Below are 24,643 nucleotides of genomic sequence, written 5' to 3'. Positions count from 1 at the left end.
AGCAAGATGTGGTGGCACCCGATGCATTGTCAATGCGCGTTTCACATCTGCTTGAAAATGACCAGAGCTTTGAGGGGAAAATTACTGCACAGACAGCGCAATCAGGCCACCCGACTGGCGCGTAATCTTGCCTTCAAGTTCGAGATCGATGAGTGCCGGCGTGACGATTGCAGCGGCTGATTTGAGATCACGGATTAATTGATTCTCGGCCAAGGGCGAAGGGCCCAAACGGTTCAGGATTTCAGAATGTAGAGCTGCAGTCTCAGATAGCCTACGTGGTTCTGATTGTGGTGGCAGTTCAAGTTGTGGCGTTGGAGCCGGCCGAATTGTTTCGAGCACGTCTGCCCCACTTCGCACCAGTGTCGCGCCGTCGCGGATCAGCATATTGCATCCACTCGCGCAGGCATCAAAGGGGTGCCCCCGAACCGCGCAGACATCGCGCCCTTGGTCTAGCGCGTTGCGTGCAGTGATCAGGCTGCCAGATTTGGCGGCGGCTTCGACGATGACGACCGTTTGCGCGAGGCCTGAAATGATTCAGTTCCGGCTGGGAAAATGTCGTGCTTGGGGCTGAGCGCCAATGGGTTGCTCAGACACGCGCACACCGTTTTGGGCAATTTTGCGGGCCAATTCGGTATTCTCAGATGGATAGATGCAGTCCACCCCGCCTGCCATTACGGCAATGGTTCCGGTTTGCAGGGCGCCATTGTGTGCCGCAGTATCGACACCTCTCGCCAAACTCGAAACGACAACATATCCGTCAGCGCCCGATTCCGTGGCCAACCCTTTGGCCATACGTGATCCCAGCGACGACGCATTGCGTGCGCCGACAATTGCGACGGTGGGCTGATAGAGCAAATCCTGCCGCCCCATAACCCACAAAAGCGGAGGGCCATCGGAAAGATCGAGTAGCGCCTGAGGGTAATCGGGATCTGACTGCGCCAGAAGAACAGCACCGGCTGCGGCACCCGCCTTGAGTTCTGCAACAATCAAGCCCTCTGGGCAGATTGAATAGTCCTGAACCCCTGCGGATTTAGCAACATCTGGAAGAGCAATTAGTGCAGCTGAAGCCGAACAATGTTCAGCCAGCAGATGACGAAACGTCGAAATACCAACGCGGCGCGAGCGCAAAAGACCAAGCCACTGGAACCTGGTTTCTTCCGTGGTGGGTGGGAGTGGAAGAGTATTGGTCTTCAGTCATCCGTCGCTCCGTCTTGTTGCAGAACCAAGTATAGGCTTCGCTGGTGAATGAGTCGTGAAGAAGCTTTGGTCAGTTTGACGAACGTTCACTTCGAATTGCCCGTAGAATCTTTAGGCTGCCGATCCACCGACCGTCAGGCCGCCGATTAACATCGAAGGTTGGCCGACGCCCACAGGCACCCACTGGCCGGCTTTGCCGCAGTTACCGATGCCCGGGTCTAGATCCATATCATTGCCAATCGCACGAATTTGTTTCAGCGCAGTTGCCCCGTCGCCGATTAGAGTGGCACCTTTGACTGCAGCGCCCACTTGGCCGTTCTTGACGCGATATGCTTCGGTGCAGCTGAACACGAATTTGCCGTTTGTAATGTCCACTTGGCCCCCACCAAACCCGACTGCGTATATCCCGTCTTTGAGCCCTGCGAGGATATCCTTGGGGTCCGTGTCCCCACCCAGCATGTAAGTATTTGTCATCCGCGGCATCGGTGCATGGGCATAGCTTTCGCGACGTCCGTTGCCCGTTGGAGCAACACCCATCAAACGGGCGTTTTGCCGATCCTGCATGTAGCCAACCAAAACACCGTCTTCGATCAAGGTATTGCGCGCAGAAGGTGTCCCTTCGTCATCGACAGTGATCGAACCGCGCCGATCTGGCAGTGTTCCATCGTCGAGAACCGTGATCCCCTTGGCTGCGATTTGTTGGCCCATCAGGCCAGAAAACGCAGAACTTCCCTTGCGGTTGAAATCCCCTTCGAGCCCATGACCGATTGCCTCGTGCAGCAAGATGCCCGGCCACCCTGGTCCAAGAACAACGTCCATGACGCCTGCTGGGGCTGGCTCTGCGGTAAGGTTAACAGCTGCGATGCGGATCGCTTCTTGGACGGCAGATTTCCAATGATCGGGTGACATCAAACCAATCAGACCTTCGCGCCCGCCCTTGCCAGTTGTGCCGCTTTCGCGGACGCCGTCTTCTTCGAGGATGACACTTACATTCAGGCGCGACATTGGGCGGATGTCTGTGACCAGAACTCCATCGGGTCGCAAGATCGCCACCTCTTGCAATGATGCGGCCAAGGTGGCCGATACTTGGACCACGCGTGGATCAAGCCCACGTGCATAGTCGTCAATTTCGCGAAGCAGATCGACCTTTACTGAAAAGCCCGCGTCGTCCATCGGGTTTTTGTCTGTATAAAGTTTCCGGTTGGTGCCTGCTGGACCACCGGCCAATGTCCCACCGCCGTCGCCAACGGCGAGCCGTGCCGTGGCCACTGCACGTTTCAGGCTGTGCTCGTCTACGGTGGTTGAATGGGCATAGCCGGCTGTTTCGCCTTTGACGGCGCGCAAACCGAATCCCTCGGACGCGTCAAAGCTTGCCGTCCGCAGTCTTCCGTCATCAAACGACAGCATTTCGGATTTCCGCCGTTCGATGAACAATTCACCGTCGTCTGCGCCATTTGTCGCATCTTGCAGGTGGCGCAGAGCCAAATCACGGTCCAACGCGTTTTCGAACGGCTGAAAAGGGCTGTTTGAAGCGTCAGCGGAAGAGTTTGACATAAATGTCTCCTGAAAGAATGCAGAAAGCGGCCGTTTGCCGCGCCTGAGATGCTTGTCTCAGTGCTCAGAATATGGTTTCAGTCGCGCCGGATACAACGGGATTCCGTCTTTGATCTAAAATGGACCCCGAAAGCGGCGCAATGCGCGCCAAAATAGCAGGAACTGACATGCGTTTGATGACATCTCTCACTGCCCTGATCGGATCGGCCTTGGCTGCGACGTCCGTATCGGCACAGACCGCCCTCGAAGATCTCGAGATCGTAGGCGCTCCCATCCCGAACGGCGTAGGCTTTCAGCCTGCTGCGACCGAATTGGCCCGCGACGTTCAGTGGCTCGACAATTTCTTGTTGATCATCATCACAGTGATTTCGTTGTTCGTGACGGGCCTGCTGGCCTACGTCATCTTGCGCTACAACAGCAAGACGAACCCAACTCCTTCGACATTCACGCACAACTCGCCTCTCGAAGTGGCATGGACTGTTGTTCCAATCGTGATCTTGGTAGTCATCGGTGCATGGTCGTTGCCCATCCTGTTCAAGCAACAGGAAATCCCAGAGGCCGATCTCACGATCAAAGTGACTGGCTACCAATGGTATTGGGGCTACGAATATGTTGATGATGGCGTTGCATTCGAAAGCTACATGATCGGCTACGGTGAAGGGAACATGAACCCCGACATCAAATCCCAGCTGGAAGAAGCCGGATATTCCGAAAATGAATTCCGTCTCGCCACTGACACTGCTGTGGTCGTGCCAATTAACACCACCGTGGTCATGCAGGTGACTGGCGCGGATGTGATCCACTCGTGGACGATCCCAGCATTTGGCGTAAAGCAGGATGCCGTGCCCGGTCGTTTGGCCGAGTTGTGGTTCAGTGCTGAGCGCGAAGGCATCTATTTTGGCCAGTGCTCCGAGCTATGCGGCAAAGACCACGCCTATATGCCCATCACTGTCAAAGTCGTCAGCCAAGAAGTGTATGACGCTTGGCTCGAAGGCGCCAAGGTCGAGTACGGCGTCTAAGCTGACGTGACAACCCTGTGCCCCGCAACGGGGCGCGGTTTCTGACTGAAACGGGGCGTGCTGACGGTGCGCCCCTCCGATGCAGGTAAGACCATGACCGACGTTAGTTTTCAGGACGCAACAGAACGGCTCGAAGCCGGGTTTGGTGACTACTTCGCGCTGCTCAAGCCGCGCGTCATGTCGCTTGTTGTGTTCACAGCATTTGTTGGCTTGCTGGTGGCGCCTGTTCCTGTGCACCCGTTCATCGGTTTTATCGGCATATTGTGCATTGCGGTTGGGGCAGGAGCCTCGGGTGCATTGAACATGTGGTGGGACGCAGACATCGACGCAGTGATGAAACGGACAGCACGTCGTCCGATCCCTGCGGGCAAGGTTCAGCCTGGCGAAGCACTGGGCATTGGCCTGACACTCTCGGTTTTCTCGGTCATCCTGTTGTGGCTGGCGACCAATGCGATGGCCGCGTTCTTGCTGGCCTTTACGATCTTTTTTTACGCAGTCGTCTATTCCATGTGGCTAAAGCGTGCGACGCCGCAAAATATCGTAATTGGTGGTGCGGCGGGTGCGTTCCCTCCGATAGTGGGTTGGGCTGTGGCAACTGGCGGGATCAGTGTCGAAAGCGTCCTGATGTTCGTCGTGATCTTTATGTGGACGCCCCCGCATTTTTGGGCGCTCGCCTTGTTTATGAAATCTGACTACGACGACGCGGGTGTGCCGATGTTGACCGTGACTCATGGTCGTAAATCCACGCGCAAACACATCCTAGTATACGCCGCGCTTTTGGCGCCTGTCGCTGTGGCCCTTGCTTTTACCTCTGTCGGTGGACCTGTCTACCTCGTCACCGCCTTGGCGATGAATGTGTGGTTCGTCAAAGGGTCGTACGACATCTGGCGCCGCGACGAGACACAGGCCGAGGCCGACAATTATTTGACCGAGAAAAAGGTCTTTAAGTTTTCGCTGCTCTACCTCTTTGGACATTTTGGTGCCTTGGTCGTTGACGCAGTTTTCCGCAACGCCGGTTTCGGAGCATGGGTATGAGCTTTCATAAAGATCACGAACTGCATGGCCGCCGCTTTGGTCGCAACATTGGCGTTGGCCTGTTGCTGGGCGGCTTTATCGCGATTGTCTTTGGCCTGACCGTGGTCAAAGTCCTGCAACTTGGCGAAGCGAACAAATTCGAGCGCTTTGATCACGTTGCCCGTCCACAGTTGGAACCAAATCCGACCCTGACAACGGAGCCATCCGAATGATGCGCCTCGAGGGTCCACAAAAAACGCTCGCCCAAACGGTTGGTGTTGTGATCTTCATGGGCGGCCTCGCATGGGCGTCTGTTCCGTTCTACGACTGGTTCTGCCGCGTCACAGGCTTTGGCGGTGTGACAGGCGTGTCCGACGTGGCCAGTGACGAAATTTTGGATGAGACTATCAAAATCCGTTTCGACGCATCGGTCGATGTCGACATGCAATGGAAATTTACGCCCGTCGAACGCGAGATGGAAATCCGCATCGGTGAGACGGGGCTTGCGTTCTACGAGGCCTACAACCCGACCGACCGCCCTATCGCGGGTTCGGCGTCTTACAATGTTGTGCCGTATCAAGCAGGTGGGTTTTTCTCAAAGATCGACTGCTTCTGCTTTGAAGAACAGATCTTGCAGCCGGGCGAGCGCGTCCAGATGCCTGTGACATTCTATGTCGAGCCCGACATCGTGGACGACAGCGAAGGCAAATACATCCACACCATTACGCTGAGCTATACGTTCTACGAGATTGACCTGCCCGAGGTCGAAGAAACAGCCCAGATTGGTGCGGACATCTTGACGACGGCGGATGAACCCGCCAATGACTATAACTAACGATCGACAGCCCAAGGGACACCCAAATGGCTCATGAAAAGAACCACGACTATCACATTCTAAACCCCTCTATTTGGCCATTTGTGGCCTCTGTTGGGGCGTTTGCCATGCTCTTTGGCGCAGTTCTCTGGATGCACAGCAGCGGTCCGTACCTGTTTTTGATGGGTCTCGCAGCAGTTCTCTACACTATGTACGCATGGTGGGCTGACGTCATCACTGAATCCCATATAGGCGACCACACACCGGTTGTTCGTATCGGTCTGCGCTATGGCTTTATCATGTTCATCATGTCCGAAGTCATGTTCTTTGCCGCTTGGTTCTGGATGTTCTTCAAACATGCGATCTTCCCGATGGCGACCTTCTCAGAAGGCCAATGGCCACCCCCCTCGATCGAAACGTTCGACCCGTTCCACCTGCCACTGATCAACACACTGATTCTGTTGTGCTCTGGTGCGGCAGCGACTTGGGCGCACCACGCTCTGGTGCACGAGAACAACCGGGAAGACATGAAATGGGGCCTGATCCTTGCGATTGCTCTGGGTGTGCTCTTCACGTTCTTCCAGGTGTACGAATACGGCCACGCGGCGTTCAGCTTTTCTGGCAACATTTACGGCGCGACCTTCTTCATGGCGACCGGTTTCCACGGCTTCCACGTCCTGATCGGCACGATCTTCTTGTTCGTCTGCTTGCTGCGTTTGCAGCGCGGTCATTTCACGCAGGAACGTCACGTCGGATTTGAGGCGGCTGCTTGGTACTGGCACTTTGTGGACGTTGTGTGGTTGTTCCTCTTCCTCGCCGTCTACATCTGGGGCGGCTGAGGCCAGCCCACATAAACCAAACACAGGCGCTCGGGGACATTCGGGCGCCTTTTCTTTCATAGAGACCTGTTGTTCTGATGTCCCGCTATCTCTTTCCTGTCGTGCTGTTGATCTCTGGCCTTGCGGTATTGCTGAGCCTTGGGATTTGGCAAGTTCAACGCCTCGATTGGAAGAAAGACATTTTGGCAGACATTGACGCGCGCATTCTGACCACGCCAATCGATCTTCCTGCCAATCCCGATCCGGTCGAAAACCGGTTCCAGCCTGTGACCATCACAGGCGAGATTGGCTCGGATGCATTGCATGTGTTGGTCTCGGGTGTTGCCGAAGGGGCGGGCTACCGCATCATCGCACCGTTTCAGACGAACACAGGCCGGATCATTCTGGTCGATCGCGGCTTTGTCCCGCTGACGTCCAAAGACGCAATACTGACCAATGGCCCTGCGACACTGACTGGCAATCTGCATTGGCCAGATGAGGTCGACGGCTGGACACCGGCGCCTGACCTGCCCAAAAATATCTGGTTCGCACGAGACGTGCCTGCCATGGCAGATGCACTTGGGGCCGAACCATTTTTGGTTGTTGCGCGCGAAACTACGTCTGCTGACCCTGTTTTGACGCCTTTACCTATCGACACGGCGTCGATTCCCAACGATCACTTGAACTATGCGATCACCTGGTTCTTGCTCGCGGCGGTTTGGGCCGTGATGAGCCTGTTCTGGATCACCCGTATCGGAAAGAAAGCATGAGACGATGAAATACGTATCCACCCGCGGTACCGCGCCTACTCTGACCTTTGAAGAGGCGATGCTGACCGGATTGGCCCGCGACGGCGGCCTGTATGTTCCTGACGAAATCCCGACGCTAAGCCACGCGCAAATCGCGGCAATGTCTGGTCTCAGCTATGAAGAGATCGCGTTCCAGATAATGAAGCCCTTTGTTGGGGACACGTTTAGCGACGCAGAATTTCAAACTCTGATTGCAAACGCATATGCAGGCTTTGGTCACGCAGCCCGGGCACCTTTGGTGCAATTGGGACCCCAGCACTATTTGCTCGAATTGTTCCATGGCCCGACGCTGGCGTTCAAAGACTTTGCGATGCAGCTGATTGGTCAGATGTTCCAAGCGGCTCTCAAGCGAAACGGTAAACGTGTGACGATTGTCGGAGCAACCAGCGGTGACACGGGATCTGCTGCGATCGAGGCGTTCCGTGGCCTTGATGCTGTCGACGTCTTTATTCTTTATCCGCATGGGCGTGTGTCCGAGGTGCAGCGCCGTCAGATGACGACGCCGTCCGAAAGCAACGTGCATGCGATTGCTCTTGATGGTGACTTTGATGATTGCCAAGCGGTCGTCAAAGACATGTTCAACGACTTTGATTTCCGCGACGAAGTGGCGCTTGCTGGTGTCAACAGCATCAACTGGGCGCGTGTTCTGGCGCAGGTGGTCTATTACTTTACATCAGCGCTCAGCGTTGGCGCGCCAGACCGCCAAGTCAGCTTTACCGTTCCCACAGGCAACTTTGGCGACATTTTTGCGGGATACATCGCCAAGAAGATGGGCCTGTCGATCGATAAACTGGTTGTGGCAACCAATCAAAATGACATCTTGCACCGTACTCTCGAGACCGGCGCCTACACCAAAGAGGGCGTGACACCATCAATCAGTCCCTCGATGGATATTCAGGTGTCCTCGAACTTTGAACGCGCACTCTTTGATGCCTACGACCGCGATGGCGCGGCGGTAGCCCAACAGATGGATGATCTCAAATCTGGCGGCTTTGAAATCAGCCAAGGCGCCTATGGTGTTTTGCAAGATATCTATGCCTCTGGACGCGCGTCGGAAGAAGAAACAAGCGCACAGATCAAAACCAGCCTCGCAGGGACGGGCGAATTGCTGTGTCCGCACTCAGCGGTTGGCGTGCATGTCGCTATGGATCATCAAAGTGCTACACCGATGATCACGCTTGCCACTGCGCACCCTGCCAAGTTCCCAGACGCGGTTGAGGCTGCGACGGGTCAACGCCCAGACCTGCCATCGTGCATGGCTGACCTATATGACCGCCCCGAGCGGGTGACACGTGTGGCCAATGACCTCTCTGCGATCGAGACACTTATCCGCGAGCGTATCAAAACGTGACCGTCGAACTGCACCGCCTCTCAAACGGCTTTCGCATTGTCACGGAACATATGCCGGGACTGCAATCCGCGTCGCTAGGCATTTGGGTTCTCGCAGGTGGCCGCCACGAGCGGATCGAGCAAAATGGCATCGCACATTTCCTCGAACATATGGCGTTCAAAGGGACCAAGCGACGCAATGCTCTTCAAATTGCCGAGGCGATTGAGGATGTGGGCGGATATATCAACGCCTACACAAGTCGCGAAATGACGGCCTACTACGCGCGTGTCTTGGCGGGCGACGTGCCGCTGGCATTGGATGTGATTTCAGACATCGTCCTAAACCCTGTGTTTGATCCCAAAGAGATCGAGGTCGAACGCGGCGTGATCCTTCAGGAAATCGGCCAAGCGCTCGATACACCTGACGACATCGTCTTTGACTGGCTCCAAGAAGAATCCTACCCAGACCAAGCGCTTGGTCGAACAATCCTTGGCCCCTCCGAACGGGTCAGCAGCTTTTCTTGGGATGATTTGTCTGGCTTCGTCGGCGAACATTACGGCCCCGAACAAATGGTTCTGTCGGCGGCTGGTGCGGTTGATCACGATACGCTTGTTGCGGCGGCCGAGAAACTCTTTGGGCATTTGCCGCGCACAGAAAATCGTTCGACGACAGTTCCAGCAAAATTTCTAGGCGGTGAACGGCGTGTCATCAAGGATCTAGAACAGGTTCATTTTGCACTGGCTCTCGAAGGGCCAGATTACCGCGACCCGGAAATCTATACCGCGCAGATCTTTTCGTCAGCGTTTGGTGGCGGGATGTCTTCGCGCCTTTTCCAAGAGGTCCGCGAACGCCGTGGTCTTTGTTATACGATCTTTGCGCAGGCAGGGGCATACGAGGACACAGGCATGACCACGATCTACGCGGGCACGTCCGCCGAACAGATTGGTGAGCTTGCACAGATCACAATGGACGAACTGAAGCGCAGCGCCGATGACATGTCAGCCCAAGAAGTTGCGCGTGCTCGTGCCCAGATGAAGGCGGGACTACTGATGGGGCTCGAGAGCCCGTCAAACCGCGCAGAGCGTTTGGCGCGATTGATCGCGATCTGGGACCGTATCCCGCCGCTCGAGGAAACGATCTCTAACATCAATGACGTCTCGACCGGTGATGTGCGTGCCTTTGCTGCTAAAATGGCGACACGAGCTGGAACTGCGATGGCGCTTTATGGGCCTGTGGACGCCGCACCCTCGTTGGACGAACTCCGGGCCCGGTTGGCGGCCTGATGTTGCGGTCGCGCAAAAGGGTACGGATCGAGACAGAGCGTCTCACCCTTCGGCAGCCTGCGCATTCTGACTTTCGGGCATGGGCTGCTTTGCGTGAAGATAGCCGCGATTTTCTCACGACTTGGGAACCGAGCTGGGCGCGTGACCATCTGACCCGCAAATCCTTTACCAATCGGGTGTATTGGGCACAGCGATCGATAACCAATCGCACCGCTCTTCCGCTGTTTTTGATCCGCCGCAGTGACGATGTCTTGTTAGGGGCAATCACATTGGACCACATCCGTCGCGGACCTGCGCAGGCTGGAACGACCGGATATTGGATTGGCGCACCGTTTGCGCGTCATGGGTACATGCGCGAGGCGATCCATGCGCTCGTTCACTATGCATTCACCGAGCTAGACCTTAGCCGGATCGAAGCTGGATGCTTGCCGGAAAACACACCGTCGCGCCGATTGCTGGAGAGTTGCGGCTATAAATACGAAGGTGTTGCGCAAAGTTATTTGCAGATTAACGGGCGATGGCGCAATCACGTCCTATATGCAAACCTGCGTGGGGATCGGCGCGGGAAAACAACGGCGGGCTAGAGATGTTGAATGGTGTCACGGCAGAGTTAGAAACCACCCTGCGTGCGGCGTTGCCTGATCAAACTTTTCGCGCCACGGATGCTAAATACCTAGAAGAACCGCGTGGTCGTTGGGCTGGGCAGGGTGGCTTGGTTCTTGCTCCTGCAACCACGGCAGACGTATCGACTATTTTGCGCCATGCGCACGCGGCACGCGTACCCGTTGTCCCCTATGGCGGCGGCACCGGATTGGTGGGCGGACAGGTCCAAGCCGAGGGTGCAACCCCGATCATTCTGACGCTTGAGCGAATGACCGCAATTCGCGATGTCTATCCTTCGGAAAACGTGATGGTCGTCGAGGCTGGCGCCATTCTGGCCAACGTCCAAGAGACGGCTGCAGGTCATGACCGGCTCTTTGCCCTGTCGCTTGCATCCGAAGGGTCCGCACGGATTGGCGGTTTGCTGTCCACAAACGCGGGTGGCATCAATGTTCTGCGTTACGGTAATGCCCGTGATCAGGTGCTCGGCCTCGAAGTTGTGTTGCCGGACGGTACGATCTGGAATGGCCTTAGCCGATTGCGCAAAGACAACACCGGCTATGATCTACGCAACCTTATGATTGGTGCAGAAGGCACGCTGGGTGTCATTACTGCCGCGGCGCTGAAATTGCATCCGCGTCCCCACGACGAAACGGCTGCATTCTTTGTGACCCAAAGCCCAGCAACCGCGCTCGAGCTGTTGTCACTCGCTGGAAAGCATTTTGGAAATTCAGTTTCAGCATTCGAGCTGATCTCAAAACAAGGGCTCGAATTCCTCGCGGCAACATTGCCGGATGTTCGGCGGCCATTTTCAGAGAACCCTGATTGGTGTGTCCTGATGGATGTGGGCGTCATGGGGGATCAATTTGCGAATGACCAAATCGAAGCATTCTTTGTTGCTGCCGCCGAGCGCGGTCTCGTCACGGATGGTCAAACCGCGCAATCACAGTCGCAACGCGCCGAGTTCTGGGCGGTGCGTGAAAACATCCCCGAAGGCAATCGCCGCATCGGTTCGATCAGCAGTCATGATATTTCAGTCCCGCTTAGCGTGATCCCAGAGTTTATTGCGCGCGGGAATGCTGCGATCGCGAAGGTCGGTGATTTTAGGATCAATTGTTTCGGCCATATGGGCGATGGGAACTTGCACTATAACGTGTTCCCACAGGACGGGTTTAGCCGTGATGACTATTTGTCGGAGCGCGATGAAATTAAGCGGGTGGTCCACGACCTCGTCCACAAGTTGGGCGGCTCGGTCAGTGCAGAGCACGGCATTGGGCGGCTCAAGGTGGACGATCTGGAACGTTATGGTGACCCTGCAAAACTGGCTGCTATGCGCGCGATCAAAACGGCTTTGGACCCCAATGGGATCATGAACCCCGGTGCTGTGCTGCGGGTAGTTTAGTCGCCATCAAACGCACATAACGTGTGAACAGACTGCCCCATCGCTTCGAGCTTGGCCCGACCCCCGATGTCTGGGAGGTCAATGACAAACGCACAGCCAATCACTTCGGCGCCCATGCGTTCGATCAATTTGATACCGGCCTCGGCGGTGCCGCCAGTCGCGAGCAGATCATCAACCAACAACACCTTTTCTCCGGCCTCTAGCGCATCGTCATGAACCTCCATCGTCGCGGTGCCGTATTCCAACGTGTAGTCCTGACTGATCGTCTTCCCCGGCAGTTTGCCCGCCTTGCGAATGGGCACAAATCCCAATGACAGCTGGTGCGCGATCGCACCTCCAAGGATAAAGCCACGTGCTTCGAGCCCGACAACACGGTCGATCTGCATCCCGACATAGGGCTGTAGCAACATGTCGATCGCCATCCGAAATCCGCGTGGATCAGAAAACAACGTGGTTACATCGCGGAACATGATCCCCTCGTGAGGGAAATCGGGAATCGTGCGAATGTATTCGCGAAGGGTCTTGTGGTTCATGTCTTGGATCCTTTGATCACCCGTCCTGCTACGGCGTCGAGCCGTTCCATGACAGTCCCATCACGGGCGTCAGGTGCCGTCAAGAGCGCGTGATCCAGTGCACGATCACAGCCACAGCGGCAGGGTTCGTCATGGACCATTCCGGTTTTCGCCATCTGCCTGATCAGGCTGCGCGCCTTGTCAGCATTGCCGGTTAAAACCGCAATGATGCTGGTGATGTCGACGGCACCGTGATCAGGATGCCAGCTATCAAAATCAGTGATCATAGCGACGGCCGCATAGCAAAGCTCGGCCTCGCGGGCGAGTTTCGCCTCGGGCATATTGGTCATTCCGATGACATCGCAGTTCCACACATCTCGGTAGAGACGGCTTTCGGCCTGTGTTGAGAATTGCGGACCTTCCATAGCCAGATATGTCCCTTCATTGTGCAGCGTCACTTCACAGTTCTGCGCCGCCGAGCGAACAATGTCACCCAATCGCGCGCAGGTCGGGTGCGCCAGTGAAACATGTGCCACACAGCCTGTTCCAAAAAATGACTTCTCGCGTGCAAAGGTCCGGTCGATGAATTGGTCGACCAACACAAAGTCCCCCGGTGCCATATCTTCGCGAAAGGAACCGCATGCTGATACCGCTAGAACGTCGGTAACCCCAAAACGTTTGAGCGCGTCAATATTGGCCCGGTAGGGGACTGTCGTTGGCGAATGGCGATGGCCACGCCCATGACGGGGCAAAAACGCGATCTGCAAACCGTGAAGCGTGCCGGATAGGATCGCGTCGGATGGCGCACCCCAAGGTCCTTCGACCTCTTGCCAATGCGCGTTTTCCAAGCCGTCGATATCATAGACGCCTGATCCACCAATCACCCCTAGATACATCGCACCCTCCGCCATTTATTTGATGTTTACGTCACTAGATTAAGAGAAGCACGTGGCGTTACCACCCCCTTAACTGTGCGCACCGTTCGTCGGGGTAAGGAAATCCGTGACACCGCCACCAGACATGGTATGTGCAGCGCAACAGAACCCATACCTCCGAAAAGGTCGCTCAATGAAAAGTGCACTCGCCGCATTCGCAGAACGTCTGCCCGTAGATTTGTCGCTCTCTGACAAAGGCTTTGGCGCCGCTCGTCTTCGGATCGAACTGCTGTCCGGTTTGACAGTCGCACTGGCGTTGGTGCCTGAGGCGGTCGCCTTTGCGTTTGTTGCAGGTGTCCATCCGTTAGTGGGTCTCTATGCGGCATTCCTAGTCGGACTGATCACGGCCCTCATCGGTGGTCGTCCGGGGATGATTTCTGGTGCAACCGGTGCGCTGGCGGTGGTTATGGTTAGCCTCGTTGCGCAGCACGGTGTTGAATATCTCTTTGCGACGGTGGTCTTGATGGGCATCCTCCAGATCTCAGCGGGATTGTTGAGATGGGGCAAGTTCATCAGACTTGTGCCGCATCCTGTGATGCTTGGCTTTGTTAATGGCCTCGCGATCGTTATTTTCCTAGCTCAGTTGGGTCAGTTTCAGGTTCCTGGATCGTCCGAAGGTGGCGGCCATGGCATGGCGAATGGTGAATGGCTGTCGGGTGCTGCGCTCTATCTGATGCTCGCGCTTGTCGCGCTGACTATGGCGATCATTTGGATCATGCCTAAGATTACCTCGATTGTACCGGCTCCTCTGGCTGGTATCGGTATCGTGGCGCTGCTCGTTATTGGTTTTGGCCTCGAAGTGCCGCGCGTTGGTGATCTCGCTTCGATCGAGGGTGGCTTCCCGACTTGGCATAACCCCTTTGCCGTCGTTGACGCGCTGGGTGGCTTTGTGGTGCCTTTAACTTTTGACACGCTGATGATCATTTTGCCTTACGCCGTGATCCTCGCAGCAATTGGTCTGATTGAAAGCCTTCTGACACTGAACCTTGTTGGCGAGATCACAGGCAAGCGTGGCGGTGCTTCGCAGGAATGTGTTGCCCAAGGTATTGCGAATACTGTGACAGGATTCTTTGGCGGTATGGGCGGTTGTGCGATGATCGGTCAGTCGATGATCAACGTAAAATCTGGTGGTCGTACCCGGATCGCCGGTATCGCTGCGGCGCTGTTCTTGCTCTTGTTTATTATGGCGGCCAGCCCGTTGATCGAACAGATACCGCTTGCTGCACTTGTGGGCGTGATGTTCATGGTCGTCATCGGGACGTTCGCGTGGAACTCTCTGACGATCCTGCGGCGCGTTCCGTTGTCTGATGCTTTTGTGATTATTCTTGTGACGATCGTCACGGTGTACTTTGACCTTGCAACTGCGGTGGTTGTCGGTGTGATCGTTTCGGCACTGGTCTATGCGTGGGGCAATGCCACGCGTATTTCGGCCAACACGTCTGAAACTGTTGAAGGTGGAAAAGTCTACGCTCTGCGCGGTCCGCTCTTCTTTGGTTCTGCCGAGGGCTTTTCCGAGCTGTTCAACCCGGCACAGGACCCTGATCTGGTCATCGTTGATTTTGCAGAGAGCCGTGTCGTCGACCAATCAGCGTTGCAAGTGATTGAAGCTGTTGCTGGTCGCTATGAGCAAGCTGGCAAGCGCATCCAGTTGCGCCACCTCAGCCGCGATTGTCACCAACTGCTTAGCAAAGCGGGTCACCTGATGGTCGATAGTGATGACGATCCCGACTATGAGATCGCAGCCGACTATTCGGTACGTACCGGTATCTTGGGCGGGCACTAGGCCCACCCTGCAATCACTCTTTCGGTCGGCTTAGGCTGAACGGGTGCTCGACCTTTGCATAATCACGATATCCGAGACGTGACAGTGGGCTAAACGTTGTCACATCGAAGATCCCGTTGACCAAGGTGTCGTCGCGCATGTGGACGCCCACGACTTCGCCAAAGACTGTAAAGTTTGCGGCACCGGGCAGCTGCACGATTTGGACCAATCTACATTCCAATGACGCAGGCGCATCGGCAACGCGAGGGCAGTCAATCATCTGTGCATCGACCTTGTTGATGCCCGCATGGGCAAACTCGTCAACGTCGCGCGCCAAGGCGGCGGACGACGCATTCATCATATCCCGCATCGCAAATTCGACGATATTTACGCAGAACACACGGGTATCGCGGATGTTCGCGACACTGTCTTTGGTCCCGTCGCGGTCGTCTTTCGAACTTGTGGATGCGAACATGACTTGGGGCGGTTCGTAGGCGCATGCGTTAAAAAACGAATAGGGGGCCAGATTGTCTCGCCCGTCAGACCCGCGCGTCGAAATCCATCCAATAGGGCGCGGTGTGACAATGGCGTTGAACGGATTGTGGGGCAGGCCATGCCCGTCTTTTGGTTCATAGAACATCACGTATCTCGCATTGCTGGTTTGCCCCACAGCTAGCGTCGTGCTACCCGCCATACCAGCAAGAATTTGGTGCGATGTACGAACTTAGCCAAGAGACTGCGCAAGACTGGTGGGAAGTCGAGGCGCTCTATGACCTGTGCTTTGCGCCTGGCCGCGAGGCGTTGTCGTCATACCGTCTGCGTGACGATGTCCCAGCCGTGGCAGAACTCTCTACGATTGTCCGCGATCCTGACGTGATTCTTGCTGGTGCGATCCGGTATTGGCCCGTCTCAATTGGGGCGGTGACGGCTCTTTTGCTTGGGCCTATTGCAGTGCACCCAACCCGACAGGGTGAAGGTTTAGGCGGCGCGTTGATGCGTGACAGCCTCGCTCGGGCCGCTGACTTGGGGTGGGAACGCGTGATGCTGGTCGGGGATGCGCCATACTACGGCAAGTTTGGGTTCAAAAAACTGAACGATGTTGCGATGCCACCGCCGACGAATCCCGATCGGGTCTTGGGTCTGGCTCTTCAAACAGGGGCTTGGGATGGCATTTCAGGAGTCGTCAAACCTAGCGAAAGCTGATTGCACGCCCCATATCGTGTCTATGACACATGCTATGACCCCTGCCACGCACACCAAAATTGCGCATCTCGCCAAACGATATCAGGCTGCCTCGGGGCTTGGGATGCAGGTTCTTTCGATGATCGGAGGGCGCGCTGAGAATCTGCTAGAGCGCCTGCCTGACAAAGTCAAAGACCGGCTCGAGGCGGGCACGGAACGCGCTCTCTTGACTGCACTAAGGACCGCCAATAGTTCTCGTTCGGTCGTGGGGGATCAGGCGGGTTGGCTCAATACCGTTGCGACCACGGCAATGGGGGCAGCAGGTGGTTTTGGAGGACTACCCAGTGCGTTGGCAGAGTTGCCCGTGACCACAACCGTTCTGCTGCGCGCAATCTTGGGTGTTGCGGTTGAACATGGATTTGACCCCGACAGCGCATCTGTTCAAGCCACCGCAATCGACGTGTTTGCGACGGCTGGGCCGCTTGAAGTCGACGATGGATCAGACTTGGGGTTCTTGATGGCGCGCGCAACCGTCACTGGACCTGCATTGAACAAAATCATCACGGCTGTCGCGCCCAAATTTGCGGCCGTTATGGGGCAAAAACTGGCGGCTCAAACCGTGCCTGTGTTGGGCGCTGTTGCCGGGGCTGCGACCAACTACGCGTTCACGAGCTATTATCAGGAAATGGCGTATGTCCGCTTTGGGTTGTTGCGGTTGTCCGAGACGTCAGGAACGCCAATCGCTGAATTGACCCAAGCTTTGCGAGACGAGATGAACCCGAAAATCCGCGCTTAGTCTAAGGTTCTTAGCCACGCCGCAACGGCAGGACGCGCCGATGCCTCACCGCGTTTTTCGGCACCTTTGATCAGTTCGCGCACTTCGTCCAAATTGACCCGTTGGATCATATGTTTGACTGGGCCAATCGAGGCAGGGCGCATCGACAACGCCCGCAATCCTATTGCGCCGAGGCAAATCGCCTCGATCGGACGGCCCGCGTCTTCGCCACAAAAGCTGACTGGTGTGCCTGCGTATTTACAGCGCTGAACGGTCTGCTCGAGGAACTTGAGAAAGCTCACGTTCAGGACGTCATAGCGTCTGCGCACGCGTTCGTTTTCACGGTCTGCGGCAAAAAAGAACTGCTTTAGATCATTGCCGCCGATCGAGATGAAATCGACGTCGCGGAAGAAACTGTCTGGCGCATAGCTCAGCGATGGGGTTTCAAGCATTGCGCCAACTTCGACGCTCGACGGGAGAACATGACCCAGCTTTTCTTCGCGTGCCATCGCCTTGTCAAACTCGGCGCGCGCCGCAAGAAATTCTGCATATTCCGCGATGAAGGGGAACATCACGGTCAAGGGTCCGCCGTTCGCGGCACGGATCAACGCTTGCAATTGCATGCGCAGGATACCGGGTTTGTCCAAGCCTACACGAATTGCCCGCCAACCCAATGCGGGGTTCGGTTCGTCGTTTGGCTTCATATAAGGCAGCACTTTGTCCGACCCGATATCGAGTGTGCGGAACACGACTCGCTTTCCGGCCGCCGCATTTAGTACTCTTGTATAGAGGCCCGCCAACTCGGTCCGGCTCGGCATTTGATTTCGGACAAGGAATTGTAGCTCGGTCCGAAACAGGCCAACGCCTTCGGCGCCGGATCCCTCTAGTGATGGAAGGTCCGCCATCAAACCTGCGTTCATTTGCAATGATACGGTTGCCCCGCTGGTATCGGTGGCAGGCAAGTCGCGGATCGATACATAGCGTTCTTGGGCCTTTGTCAACATCGCGATCTTGTCGGTAAAGGCCGCGTCGACACTGTCATCAGGACGCAGGTGAACAATGCCTTGTTCGCCGTCAACGAGGATCGGATCGCCATTTAAGGCTTCGGTCGTGATCCCCTTGGCATGGATCACCAATGGAATCGCCCAAGCGCGCGCGACGATGGCCGCGTGGCTTCCGACGCTGCCTTGCTCGAGAACAATGGCGCGCAGCGATTTGCCGTATTCCAACAACTCGCCCGGTCCAATGTTTCGTGCGACCAGAATAGGACGTTCCGGCATTTCAGCGCCAGTTTGCGCACCCTGACCGGTGAGAATCCGAAGAAGACGGTTCGATAGATCATCCAGATCGTGCAACCGCTCGCGCAGATATGCATCCGACGCTTGGCCTAACCGCGCACGAGCCAGAGATTGCTCTTTTTCGACAGCGGCCTCCGCGCTGAGACCGTTTCTGATGTCGTCCTCCATCCGGCGCAGCCAACTGCGTGAGTTGGCGAACATCCGGTATGCGTCGAGCACCTTCATTTGCTCTTTGTCGGGTGTCCGAGCGCCGGCCAACATGTCATCGACAGAAACGCGCAACTGATCGACGGCCTCGCGGATACGGGTCAGTTCAGTTTCTTCGTCATCAGAGAAGGGGTTGGTGATAACGACCCGAGGTTCGTGCAGATAGACGTTGCCGCGTGCAGCACCCTCTTGGCCCACAGCGCCGCGGAACATAACGGGTTGCTGGTGGCGTGCGGATAGGGCGGCACCGTCACCGACGAACGCGCCCAGTTCTGTCATCTCTGCGATGACCATTGCGACAACTTCGAGCCCGTAAACTTCGTCTGCGGTGTAGGTCCGCGCCTCTTTGGACTGAACGACCAAGACACCCAAAGATTCGCCCAGTCGCTGGATTGGGAGGCCTAGAAACGAAGAATACCGTTCTTCGCCAGTCTCTGGCATATAACGGAACCCTTTGGTCCCGGGGGCATCGGCTGTGTTCACAATGCGGCTGGTCTTGGCGACCTTGCCGACCAAACCCTCGCCCAAACGCAGGCGCGTCTGGTGTACCGAATCTGCCTCGAGCCCCTCAGTCGCGCACAGCTCGAGCGTTTCGGCATCGCGGAACAGATAGATCGAACACACTTCGGTCTGCATCGAGGTCGCGATCAGGCTGGTGATCTTATCCAGCCGTTCCTGACCCGCGCTTTCCTCGGCCATGGCATCACGAAGACGCCCCAGTAATTTGCGGCTCTCTTGGTCTCTGCGTTGTGGCATATAAGCCCCCTCAACGCGGATGGCTTAGCCCGCGTTCTCCAATTCAAACGCATCATGCAGCGCCTGAACGGCCAATTCCATATATTTCCGGTCGATCAGCACCGAGATTTTAATCTCGGAGGTTGTGATGACCTTGATGTTGATGCCTTCGTCATGCAGCGAAGAGAACATCTTGGCGGCAACACCAGCGTGACTGCGCATGCCGATGCCGACGACCGAGATTTTCGAGACATCAGTGTCTGCGACCAAATCATGATAGTTGATGTCGCCAGACGCCTTGGCATCAGCCATTGCTTTTTCCGCGCGTGTGACCTGATCGACGGGGCACGAAAACGTCATGTCCGTGCGCCCCTCTTCCGAGATGTTCTGGACGATCATGTCGACGTTCACGCCAGATTCGGACAGCGGTCCAAAGATCGCGGCTGCGATGCCTGGGCGGTCAGCGACCGAGATCAGCGTCATTTTGGCTTCGTCGCGGGAATAGGCGACACCGGATACGACATTGGATTCCATGATTTCCTCCTCATCGCAGACCAACGTGCCTGCCTCATCGGATTGTTCTTCAAACGAGCTTAGCACCCGCAGTTTAACTTTGTGCCGCATGGCCAGTTCGACCGAGCGGGTTTGCAAGACTTTGGCGCCGAGTGAGGCAAGCTCTAGCATCTCTTCGAATGCGATCTTGTCTAGTTTGCGCGCCTTGGATGTGATGCGTGGGTCAGTGGTATAGACCCCGTCCACATCCGTGTAGATGTCACAGCGGTCGGCCTCGAACGCCGCGGCAAAGGCTACGGCAGTAGTATCCGATCCACCGCGGCCCAGCGTTGTGATCCGGCCTTTGGGGCTTACGCCTTGGAAACCAGCAACAACAGCGACCTTCATTCCTTCGGCAAACGAGGCGGTGATATTCTCGGACGGGATTTCTTCGATGCGTGCGGCCGAATGTGCGTCATTGGTCATCAGTGGCACCTGCCACCCTTGCCAACTGCGTGCAGGCACTTTCATTTCTTGGAGCGTTAGGGCCATCAAGCCGGCTGTGACGTTCTCGCCAGAGGAGACAACCGCATCATATTCACGCGCATCGTGCAATGGGGATGTCTCGTTGACCCAGCCGACCAGCTCGTTTGTTTTGCCCGACATTGCAGACACAATTACGATCACATCATAACCTTTGGCTACCTCGACGCCGACGCGCTTAGCGGCGCGGCGGATGCGGTCCAGATTGGCAACAGATGTGCCACCGAATTTCATAACGAGCGTCGGCATGATCACCCCCTTGTCCCAGCCCCGATCCGAGGCCGCGTTGTCGTCGCGCAGGCTTTATTCTAGGTGGGGTTCAGGTGCAAGTATGGGCAGCGGCTAGTAGGGGTGAACATGCCCGTCCCACGTGAGAAACTCGCCAGTGCGGCTCATATCCAACGCTTTGAACCGTTCGACCAATCCGTGGGCGGATTGATCGACTGTGATGTCCGCAGCGTCTCCGCCCATGTCGGTTTGAACCCAGCCTGGGTGATAGATACCCACGGCAATCCCCTCGGGGCGCAAGTCGGTGGCTAGATTTCGCCCGATGTTTAACGCGGCGGCCTTGGACGCGCGGTAGGCATATGATCCACCTGGCGCGCGTTCTTGGCTTGCCATCTGGGATGAAACCACTGCGATTTTTGGGCTCTCCGAGCGCCTTAGCGCGGGTAGAAATCCACTGGCCGTCATCGCGACGCCCGTCACATTCACAGCCAAGGTGGTGGCCCAATGTGCCGCGGTCATTTCCTCAAAATCGACGCCTTTGTCGAGATAGACCCCCGCATTGCAAACCAACAAATCGACCGTTCCGACCGTGGTCGCGACCCGCGCGATTTCGTTTGGGTCTGTCACGTCCATATCGCGACTACTTAGTGATGTGACCTGATGGCCCGCCGCGCGGTAGCGATCTGTCATTGCAGCACCAATGCCGCGGCTGCCACCGGTGATCAAAACATGCATCAGTTTGTTCCTTTGTTTGGAACAAATGGCAGGGGCACGACCGGCACCCCGTCTTCTATGAGCTTTTTGGCCTCTTCGCGGTTAGCCTCGCCGTAGATTGCGCGCTCGGGTGTGTCGCCGTCATTCATCGACCGCGCCTCTTGGGCAAATTTCATGCCGACATATTCGGAATTGGTTTCAACATGTTCGCGCATCGCGGCCAGAGCTTGTTCTTGCGCATTAGCTGGTGTCGAGAGGTTCGCGTCATCTTTGGATGTCACGCGCGGCGCCATCAAGGTTTTCTCGACACTTGCTGATCCGCACACCGCACAGGTTGCCATTCCGCTGGCCTTGAGCGTGTCAAAGGCGTCTGCGGACTGGAACCAGCTTTCAAATTCGTGCTGGTTGTCGCACTTGAGTGTGTATTTGATCATGGTGTCAGATCCATATCACATTGATAGCGTGAATGCTGCAGTGTGCAATGCGCAGTCACTTTTTGGTTGGATCAAAGGCTAGGATTATCGCCCTGAGCCCTGGTTCAGAGACTTTGGCGGCGGCTTTCTTTCGGCTGAACCATTTGCGCTTGCGGTATTGCCTTTCCGGGTATTTTTTGAGGATCGTTTTGACCTTCAAGGGATACACGATTGCCAGATAGGGTCTCTGGGTTGGGTCGCTTTTCTTTCGGTAGTCGAAAATGCCCAGACTTTGCTCGGACACGCGCCCCTTTACGCCGGCTTCTTCATAGGCTTCGATCGCCGCTGCTCGACCCGGTGTCCGGCCGTTCATCGGCCAGCCTTTAGGCAAAATCCAACGCTTGCTACGTCGCGAGGTTACCAAACAGATCTGCAATTTTTCCTTGTCGTTATAGCGGTAGCATAGTGCCGCGAATTGGGTGCGCACCCCTCGCTTGCCAAAGCCTTTGAGCGACAATTTGTTGGGTTTGAGTTTTGGTTGTTTCACGACACTGCGGGTTTAACTGGACAGGTATGTGTTTAGCATTACGCTTTGGTCCCAGATATGCAATGCGATGATCTATGCTAGACCAGCCAATCTTTATCGGATCCGAAATTTATCGCGGATCCAGCTATGGCCGATGGCACCCTTTGCGGGTGCCACGCGTGTCAACGGTGATGGACCTGTGTCGTGCATTGGGTTGGCTAGAGTTGGGGCAATACAAGACCAGCCCGATCGCCAAGCCCGCAGCTTTGAGTGCGTGGCATACAGCCGACTATGTGGCGGCGGTGGCACGGGTTGAACAGTCCCAAACTGCCACACCAGAAGACATGGCCCGTCACGCATTGGGGACCGTTTCGAACCCTGTGTTTCCTGACATGTATCGCCGTCCTGCGACGGGGGTAGGCGGGGTGTTGTTGGCGGGCGAGCTGCTCGCAGATGGTGGCATCGTGCATGTTCCTGGTGGTGGGACCCACCATGCGCTGCCCGATGCTGCCAATGGTTTTTGCTATTTTAATGACCCAGTGTTCGCGATCCAATCGATGCGGCGCAATGGTGCGCCACGGATCGCGTATATCGATATCGATGCCCATCATTGTGATGGTGTCGACCATGGGTTTCGCGACGATCCAGACACATTATTGATTTCGACGCATGAGGCAGGCCGTTGGCCACGGACGGGCCCGCTTGATGACGTGGGCTTGGGCAATGTGTTCAACCTGCCAGTCCCGCGAGGCTTTAACGATACTGAAATGTCGCTGGTTGTCCGTGAAATGATCTTGCCAACACTAGATTGGTTCAAACCCGATGGTGTGGTTTTGCAATGTGGATCGGACGCGTTGCTAGAGGACCCGCAGTCCCGCCTCGCACTGTCGAACAGAGCCTATTTTGACGCGGTTCACGCGATCATGGGGGCGACGAGCCGACTAATGGTCTTAGGCGGCGGGGGCTACAACCCGTGGAGCGTCGGCCGCTGTTGGTCAGGTATTTGGGCCACGTTGAATGGCATTGAATCGGTTGATGATCTGCCAGTCTCGGCCCAAGAGGTGCTGCGCGGTCTGGAATGGTGCGACAGCCGCCACGGTAAAAACCCACCACTGCATTGGTTCAATACGCTGCGAGATCAGCCGCGGTTTGGGCCGATCACTGATGACGTCTTGCAGGGTGTCTCTATGTTGAGGGCGCGATTGGTTTAACCGATCATCGCGCGGACCTGCGCCACGATTTCATCGATTGTTTGGGATGGAGCCACCACGCGCCGCGCGACCTCTGGCATCGGTGACCCAGACATATGCGTTAGGATAATGGCTGCGATTTCTTCGGGGGTTTTGGCCATAGCAGCCCCCCCTTCGGTATCAAGCTGTTGATAAATACCCGCGAAATTAGAGGTATGCGGACCGTGGATGATCGTGCTGCCGTAGGCCGCGGGTTCGTATGGGGTATGACCGCCCTTATCGACCAAAGATCCGCCAATAAAACTAACGGATGCCGCTTTGAACCAATGGCTCATCTCGCCCATCGTATCAGCGAGATATACGTCCGCCGCGGTGTCATCACCCGCACTGCGCTGATCGACGCGAAACCCATGACCTTGAGCCAATTCCCGCAATTCGGTGGCACGGCGGGGATGGCGTGGGGCCAGAATTGCGCGCATGTCGGGGTGCTGTTCGCGCACCAATGAAAACGCCGCGAGCAATGCTGCTTCTTCACCCGGATGCGTCGACGCAAAAAGAATGGTCGCGGCGCGATCAAACGCCGGGTGCACGGTCTTAGGGGCGTCTTTGACGGCCAGTGGTTTAAGGTCCGTAATCTCGCCGATCATCGATTTTGAAACGCCCAAGGACGCGAAGCGTTCGGCGGAACCGCGGTCTTGGGGAAGGATCCCAACAACAGGCGCGAAAACCTTTTGAGACACCCCACGAAACCGCATCCACATTGCGGCGCTTTTGGTGGATAGGCGCGCGCCCAACAGGATCACTTGCACGTCGCGTTTGGCGGCGACCGCCATCCGGTTTGGCCAGATTTCGTTTTCGATGACCAACAACGTCTTTACGTCGTGCCTTCTAATGGTCTGGGAAATCACCCACCGCAGGTCAATGGGGGCTAGCTGGACGATGATGTCAGGATTTGCCCATCCGCGCACCATGTCACGAGCGGTCACCGTGTTGCAGGTCACCAAAACAGAATGGGCTTGGGCCAGAGTTTCGATCACGCGCCGTGCCGATGCCAGTTCACCGTTGCTCGCCCCATGCACCCATGTTGGGCAAGCTCTGGCTTTGTGCCCACCGCCAAACCGCCCGCGCAAAGCGTTCCAGTCTTCGCGTCCGCGCAGTACCCGAAACAGGGTCATGACGACAACCACTGGGGCAACCATCGAAATCAGCACGCGGTAGATCAGCACAATAGCCCCTCTTGGACATTCGCCTACTTCTCTATTCGCCGTAACTCCTTCGGGCAAGAAAAAGG

Annotated in this window: 24 protein-coding genes and 1 pseudogene; 14 read left to right on the top strand and 11 right to left on the bottom strand. The window is 56.3% G+C overall.

Annotated elements, in window-relative coordinates; genetic code table 11:
* Positions 1-81: 81 nt before the first annotated feature.
* Positions 82-1,194, bottom strand: a pseudogene (gene dprA, locus TR2A62_RS08740) (DNA-processing protein DprA).
* A gap of 114 nt (positions 1,195-1,308) precedes the next feature.
* Entirely contained in the window at positions 1,309-2,751 is a 1,443-nt protein-coding gene (locus TR2A62_RS08735; RefSeq protein ID WP_009160840.1) for a TldD/PmbA family protein, read from the bottom strand.
* 167 nt (positions 2,752-2,918) lie between these two features.
* Here TR2A62_RS08735 and coxB point away from each other — a divergent pair, with 167 nt between their 5' ends.
* The 10 genes from coxB (at position 2,919) to TR2A62_RS08685 (ending at position 11,840) form a co-directional block, all read left to right on the top strand.
* Positions 2,919-3,770, top strand: coding sequence for a cytochrome c oxidase subunit II (coxB, locus tag TR2A62_RS08730; RefSeq protein WP_040821340.1), 852 nt, complete (start codon positions 2,919-2,921; stop codon positions 3,768-3,770).
* Positions 3,771-3,863: 93 nt separating this feature from the next.
* Positions 3,864-4,805 carry a heme o synthase gene (cyoE, locus tag TR2A62_RS08725; protein WP_009158681.1) on the top strand — a complete coding sequence of 314 codons (942 nt, stop codon included), beginning with the start codon at positions 3,864-3,866 and terminating at the stop codon, positions 4,803-4,805.
* Positions 4,802-5,017, top strand: a complete 216-nt coding sequence (locus tag TR2A62_RS08720) for a hypothetical protein (protein WP_009157911.1) — start codon at positions 4,802-4,804, stop codon at positions 5,015-5,017. The genes cyoE and TR2A62_RS08720 overlap by 4 nt, the downstream gene beginning before the upstream one ends.
* Positions 5,017-5,619 carry a cytochrome c oxidase assembly protein gene (locus TR2A62_RS08715; RefSeq protein WP_040821337.1) on the top strand — a complete coding sequence of 201 codons (603 nt, stop codon included), beginning with the start codon at positions 5,017-5,019 and terminating at the stop codon, positions 5,617-5,619. Before TR2A62_RS08720 ends, TR2A62_RS08715 begins: the two co-directional genes overlap by 1 nt.
* A gap of 26 nt (positions 5,620-5,645) precedes the next feature.
* Positions 5,646-6,437 carry a cytochrome c oxidase subunit 3 gene (locus TR2A62_RS08710; RefSeq protein WP_009160571.1) on the top strand — a complete coding sequence of 264 codons (792 nt, stop codon included), beginning with the start codon at positions 5,646-5,648 and terminating at the stop codon, positions 6,435-6,437.
* Between the two features lie 77 nt (positions 6,438-6,514).
* A complete protein-coding gene (locus TR2A62_RS08705; protein WP_009158082.1) occupies positions 6,515-7,186 on the top strand; it encodes an SURF1 family protein in 672 nt (223 codons plus the stop codon).
* A gap of 4 nt (positions 7,187-7,190) precedes the next feature.
* On the top strand, positions 7,191-8,576 hold the full coding sequence (gene thrC, locus TR2A62_RS08700) for a threonine synthase (protein WP_009159932.1): 1,386 nt from the start codon (positions 7,191-7,193) through the stop codon (positions 8,574-8,576).
* The gene (locus TR2A62_RS08695; protein ID WP_009157383.1) at positions 8,573-9,838 is read left to right on the top strand and encodes a pitrilysin family protein; all 1,266 of its coding nucleotides are present in this window, start codon (positions 8,573-8,575) and stop codon (positions 9,836-9,838) included. Before thrC ends, TR2A62_RS08695 begins: the two co-directional genes overlap by 4 nt.
* Positions 9,838-10,422, top strand: a complete 585-nt coding sequence (locus tag TR2A62_RS08690) for a GNAT family N-acetyltransferase (RefSeq protein ID WP_009160259.1) — start codon at positions 9,838-9,840, stop codon at positions 10,420-10,422. The genes TR2A62_RS08695 and TR2A62_RS08690 overlap by 1 nt, the downstream gene beginning before the upstream one ends.
* Before the next feature lie 2 nt (positions 10,423-10,424).
* The gene (locus tag TR2A62_RS08685; RefSeq protein WP_009158614.1) at positions 10,425-11,840 is read left to right on the top strand and encodes an FAD-binding oxidoreductase; all 1,416 of its coding nucleotides are present in this window, start codon (positions 10,425-10,427) and stop codon (positions 11,838-11,840) included.
* Here the strand turns inward: TR2A62_RS08685 and TR2A62_RS08680 are convergent.
* A complete protein-coding gene (locus TR2A62_RS08680) occupies positions 11,837-12,373 on the bottom strand; it encodes an adenine phosphoribosyltransferase (RefSeq protein ID WP_009159448.1) in 537 nt (178 codons plus the stop codon). The two genes, TR2A62_RS08685 and TR2A62_RS08680, sit on opposite strands and share 4 nt — an antisense overlap.
* The gene (locus TR2A62_RS08675; RefSeq protein WP_223296093.1) at positions 12,370-13,263 is read right to left on the bottom strand and encodes an S-methyl-5'-thioadenosine phosphorylase; all 894 of its coding nucleotides are present in this window, start codon (positions 13,261-13,263) and stop codon (positions 12,370-12,372) included. The genes TR2A62_RS08680 and TR2A62_RS08675 overlap by 4 nt, the downstream gene beginning before the upstream one ends.
* A gap of 157 nt (positions 13,264-13,420) precedes the next feature.
* On the opposite strand from TR2A62_RS08675, the gene TR2A62_RS08670 reads away from it, so the two are divergent.
* On the top strand, positions 13,421-15,070 hold the full coding sequence (locus tag TR2A62_RS08670) for a SulP family inorganic anion transporter (protein WP_009160724.1): 1,650 nt from the start codon (positions 13,421-13,423) through the stop codon (positions 15,068-15,070).
* Positions 15,071-15,083: 13 nt separating this feature from the next.
* Here TR2A62_RS08670 and TR2A62_RS08665 read toward each other — a convergent pair whose 3' ends face one another.
* Positions 15,084-15,689, bottom strand: a complete 606-nt coding sequence (locus TR2A62_RS08665) for a flavin reductase family protein (RefSeq protein ID WP_009159692.1) — start codon at positions 15,687-15,689, stop codon at positions 15,084-15,086.
* A gap of 74 nt (positions 15,690-15,763) precedes the next feature.
* Between TR2A62_RS08665 and TR2A62_RS08660 the strand changes: the two genes are divergently transcribed.
* Positions 15,764-16,252, top strand: a complete 489-nt coding sequence (locus TR2A62_RS08660) for a GNAT family N-acetyltransferase (RefSeq protein WP_009159914.1) — start codon at positions 15,764-15,766, stop codon at positions 16,250-16,252.
* Positions 16,253-16,274: 22 nt separating this feature from the next.
* Positions 16,275-17,027, top strand: coding sequence for an EcsC family protein (locus tag TR2A62_RS08655; RefSeq protein WP_040821335.1), 753 nt, complete (start codon positions 16,275-16,277; stop codon positions 17,025-17,027).
* Here the strand turns inward: TR2A62_RS08655 and ptsP are convergent.
* The 5 genes from ptsP to TR2A62_RS08630 form a co-directional block, all read right to left on the bottom strand.
* Positions 17,024-19,267: a phosphoenolpyruvate--protein phosphotransferase gene (gene ptsP, locus TR2A62_RS08650; protein WP_009158864.1), complete on the bottom strand. Its 2,244-nt coding sequence runs from the start codon at positions 19,265-19,267 to the stop codon at positions 17,024-17,026. The two genes, TR2A62_RS08655 and ptsP, sit on opposite strands and share 4 nt — an antisense overlap.
* A gap of 24 nt (positions 19,268-19,291) precedes the next feature.
* Positions 19,292-20,530: an aspartate kinase gene (locus TR2A62_RS08645; RefSeq protein WP_040820517.1), complete on the bottom strand. Its 1,239-nt coding sequence runs from the start codon at positions 20,528-20,530 to the stop codon at positions 19,292-19,294.
* A gap of 93 nt (positions 20,531-20,623) precedes the next feature.
* Complete coding sequence (locus TR2A62_RS08640; RefSeq protein WP_009158518.1) at positions 20,624-21,244, bottom strand: SDR family NAD(P)-dependent oxidoreductase; 621 nt, start codon at positions 21,242-21,244, stop codon at positions 20,624-20,626.
* Positions 21,244-21,657 (bottom strand): DUF1178 family protein, encoded by a 414-nt coding sequence (locus tag TR2A62_RS08635; protein WP_009157732.1) that lies wholly within the window; start codon positions 21,655-21,657, stop codon positions 21,244-21,246. The genes TR2A62_RS08640 and TR2A62_RS08635 overlap by 1 nt, the downstream gene beginning before the upstream one ends.
* A gap of 55 nt (positions 21,658-21,712) precedes the next feature.
* Positions 21,713-22,153, bottom strand: coding sequence for an NUDIX hydrolase (locus TR2A62_RS08630; protein WP_223296092.1), 441 nt, complete (start codon positions 22,151-22,153; stop codon positions 21,713-21,715).
* Between the two features lie 104 nt (positions 22,154-22,257).
* Here TR2A62_RS08630 and TR2A62_RS08625 point away from each other — a divergent pair, with 104 nt between their 5' ends.
* Positions 22,258-23,373, top strand: coding sequence for an acetoin utilization protein AcuC (locus TR2A62_RS08625; protein ID WP_009159427.1), 1,116 nt, complete (start codon positions 22,258-22,260; stop codon positions 23,371-23,373).
* Here the strand turns inward: TR2A62_RS08625 and TR2A62_RS08620 are convergent.
* Positions 23,370-24,578 carry a 3-deoxy-D-manno-octulosonic acid transferase gene (locus TR2A62_RS08620; RefSeq protein WP_009159289.1) on the bottom strand — a complete coding sequence of 403 codons (1,209 nt, stop codon included), beginning with the start codon at positions 24,576-24,578 and terminating at the stop codon, positions 23,370-23,372. The genes TR2A62_RS08625 and TR2A62_RS08620 overlap by 4 nt on opposite strands.
* Positions 24,579-24,643: the final 65 nt, after the last annotated feature.

Origin of the sequence: Thalassobium sp. R2A62, from assembly GCF_000161835.1 — a bacterium.
GTDB lineage: Bacteria > Pseudomonadota > Alphaproteobacteria > Rhodobacterales > Rhodobacteraceae > Thalassobium.
Note: the sequence above shows the minus strand (reverse complement) of the source record. Positions and strands in the feature narration are given on the sequence as shown.

Excerpts from the sequence above, each read along its gene's own strand:
- TR2A62_RS08735 (WP_009160840.1), bottom strand. The coding sequence starts at position 2,751 with ATGTCAAACTCTTCCGCTGACGCTTCAAACAGCCCTTTTCAGCCGTTC.
- coxB (WP_040821340.1), top strand. The coding sequence starts at position 2,919 with ATGCGTTTGATGACATCTCTCACTGCCCTGATCGGATCGGCCTTGGCT.
- cyoE (WP_009158681.1), top strand. The coding sequence starts at position 3,864 with ATGACCGACGTTAGTTTTCAGGACGCAACAGAACGGCTCGAAGCCGGG.
- TR2A62_RS08720 (WP_009157911.1), top strand. The coding sequence starts at position 4,802 with ATGAGCTTTCATAAAGATCACGAACTGCATGGCCGCCGCTTTGGTCGC.
- TR2A62_RS08715 (WP_040821337.1), top strand. The coding sequence starts at position 5,017 with ATGCGCCTCGAGGGTCCACAAAAAACGCTCGCCCAAACGGTTGGTGTT.
- TR2A62_RS08710 (WP_009160571.1), top strand. The coding sequence starts at position 5,646 with ATGGCTCATGAAAAGAACCACGACTATCACATTCTAAACCCCTCTATT.
- TR2A62_RS08705 (WP_009158082.1), top strand. The coding sequence starts at position 6,515 with ATGTCCCGCTATCTCTTTCCTGTCGTGCTGTTGATCTCTGGCCTTGCG.
- thrC (WP_009159932.1), top strand. The coding sequence starts at position 7,191 with ATGAAATACGTATCCACCCGCGGTACCGCGCCTACTCTGACCTTTGAA.
- TR2A62_RS08690 (WP_009160259.1), top strand. The coding sequence starts at position 9,838 with ATGTTGCGGTCGCGCAAAAGGGTACGGATCGAGACAGAGCGTCTCACC.
- TR2A62_RS08685 (WP_009158614.1), top strand. The coding sequence starts at position 10,425 with ATGTTGAATGGTGTCACGGCAGAGTTAGAAACCACCCTGCGTGCGGCG.
- TR2A62_RS08680 (WP_009159448.1), bottom strand. The coding sequence starts at position 12,373 with ATGAACCACAAGACCCTTCGCGAATACATTCGCACGATTCCCGATTTC.
- TR2A62_RS08675 (WP_223296093.1), bottom strand. The coding sequence starts at position 13,263 with ATGGCGGAGGGTGCGATGTATCTAGGGGTGATTGGTGGATCAGGCGTC.
- TR2A62_RS08670 (WP_009160724.1), top strand. The coding sequence starts at position 13,421 with ATGAAAAGTGCACTCGCCGCATTCGCAGAACGTCTGCCCGTAGATTTG.
- TR2A62_RS08665 (WP_009159692.1), bottom strand. The coding sequence starts at position 15,689 with ATGTTCTATGAACCAAAAGACGGGCATGGCCTGCCCCACAATCCGTTC.
- TR2A62_RS08660 (WP_009159914.1), top strand. The coding sequence starts at position 15,764 with ATGTACGAACTTAGCCAAGAGACTGCGCAAGACTGGTGGGAAGTCGAG.
- TR2A62_RS08655 (WP_040821335.1), top strand. The coding sequence starts at position 16,275 with ATGACACATGCTATGACCCCTGCCACGCACACCAAAATTGCGCATCTC.
- ptsP (WP_009158864.1), bottom strand. The coding sequence starts at position 19,267 with ATGCCACAACGCAGAGACCAAGAGAGCCGCAAATTACTGGGGCGTCTT.
- TR2A62_RS08645 (WP_040820517.1), bottom strand. The coding sequence starts at position 20,530 with ATGCCGACGCTCGTTATGAAATTCGGTGGCACATCTGTTGCCAATCTG.
- TR2A62_RS08640 (WP_009158518.1), bottom strand. The coding sequence starts at position 21,244 with ATGCATGTTTTGATCACCGGTGGCAGCCGCGGCATTGGTGCTGCAATG.
- TR2A62_RS08635 (WP_009157732.1), bottom strand. The coding sequence starts at position 21,657 with ATGATCAAATACACACTCAAGTGCGACAACCAGCACGAATTTGAAAGC.
- TR2A62_RS08625 (WP_009159427.1), top strand. The coding sequence starts at position 22,258 with ATGCTAGACCAGCCAATCTTTATCGGATCCGAAATTTATCGCGGATCC.